The organism is Arsukibacterium tuosuense, assembly GCF_900215315.1.
Lineage (GTDB): Bacteria > Pseudomonadota > Gammaproteobacteria > Enterobacterales > Alteromonadaceae > Alishewanella > Alishewanella tuosuense.
This window is the reverse complement of sequence record NZ_OBEB01000015.1, coordinates 1-1,501: the sequence shown is the minus strand read 5'-3', so window position 1 is coordinate 1,501 and position 1,501 is coordinate 1. Positions and strand designations below refer to the sequence as shown.

The window sequence follows — 1,501 nt, the reverse complement described above, 5'->3', positions numbered from 1 at the left end:
CTGATAATCATCTAGCCTAAGTGGCCTTGGACGGCCTCCGAGTTAATAGCTATTTTTTGATTGCCGTCGAAAAAAACTATTTCCAAGGAGGCCGTATGAAATTGTATGTCGGTATTGACCTTCATTCCAATAATTCTGTGTTAGTCATTATTGATGAAAACGATAGGGTCATTTATTCCAAACGCTTACCTAACGATGCGCAGGTTATTCTCGGGGTACTTGCCATGTATAAAGAGCAGATTGAAGCTGTTGCCGTAGAGTCGACTTACAACTGGTATTGGTTGGTCGATGCGCTGCAGGAAGTAGGCTATGAGGTGCGGCTGGTCAATACCGCTTCCGTGGTGATTTATGATGGCCTGAAATACAGTGGCGATGTAGCCGATGCCCGGCACCTTGCGCACTTGCTGCGAATGAACCTGTTACCGTGTGGCTATATTTATCCAAAAGAACCCAGGGCTCTTAGAGATTTAGCGCGTAAACGCGCGCAGCTGGTGCGGCAAAAAACCACCCAGTTGCTGTCTATCAAGAATTTGTTGGTTCGTAACACGGGCCGTGATACGCCAAGTTATACCATTAAAACATGGACGCCAGAGCACGTGGCAGCGCTGCCCCTGCTGCCAGAGCAGTTGCTGGCGTTGCAGGCAAACTGGGCCGTGTTGCAAGCATTAGAGCTGCAAATCCAAACGGTAGAAGCTGAGCTGTTACGCCAGCTCAAGCCCTGCAAGACCTTTCAGCTGCTCAAAACAGTCTCCGGGATAGGTGATATTTTATCGATGACCATTTATCTGGAAACCGGTGATATCAGCCGGTTTAACAGCAGTGGTAACTTTGCCTCTTATGCCAGGATGGTTAACTCAAAACGTGAGTCCAACGGCAAGAAAAAAGGCGAAGGTAATCGTAAATGTGGCAATCGTTACCTGTGCTGGGCCTTTATGGAGGCTGCGCATTTCGCCATTGGCTCGGATGAATTAATCAAGCGCTTTTACCAGCGTAAATGCGCTAAAAGCTTAAAAGTAGTAGCGATGAAAGCCGTAGCTCACAAATTGGCAAGAGCCTGTTACAACATGCTTAAAGACGGGGTAGAGTTTGATGTAAAACGCGCCTTTAGCTGAGTTCGACCAGCGTAGCTGATGCCGTATTGGGGTTGGTACAACCATAGATCTGATTGCACAGCTACGCTGTTTTACCTTGTTTGCCGTAACATCGCCTGCTGCCTGAGCCATCAAGGGGTTGGTTTAAAACCATGATTCTGTCGCAGCAATGCTGCATCACTTGGACAGGCGGGAGAACAGAGGGTTTTCTGGGGCTACAAGTAGCCAGGGGCCGGACGCAGTCAGTCCTAAGCCTTGATCCTGATGGGTGACTGGTGCGATACATCGCAACCACCAACGAGAACTAAAATGCCAAGGTTATTGGTTTACAAGGAATAAAAGAGACGCGCACTTAACCGTGCGCGCGGGTTTGGTTACGCTGTTGACTCCGAGAGGCTAATGGGTGACCC

General features: G+C 48.7%; 1 protein-coding gene. It reads left to right on the top strand.

Going from position 1 to position 1,501, the window contains the following annotated elements; genetic code table 11:
* Positions 1–95: 95 nt before the first annotated feature.
* Positions 96–1,112, top strand: a complete 1,017-nt coding sequence (locus tag CRO03_RS18325; protein WP_097113099.1) for an IS110 family RNA-guided transposase — start codon at positions 96–98, stop codon at positions 1,110–1,112.
* The last annotated feature ends 389 nt before the right edge of the window (positions 1,113–1,501 follow it).

Bases quoted from the DNA above. Each gene is read 5' to 3' on its own strand.
- CRO03_RS18325 (WP_097113099.1), top strand. From the start codon at position 96: ATGAAATTGTATGTCGGTATTGACCTTCATTCCAATAATTCTGTGTTA.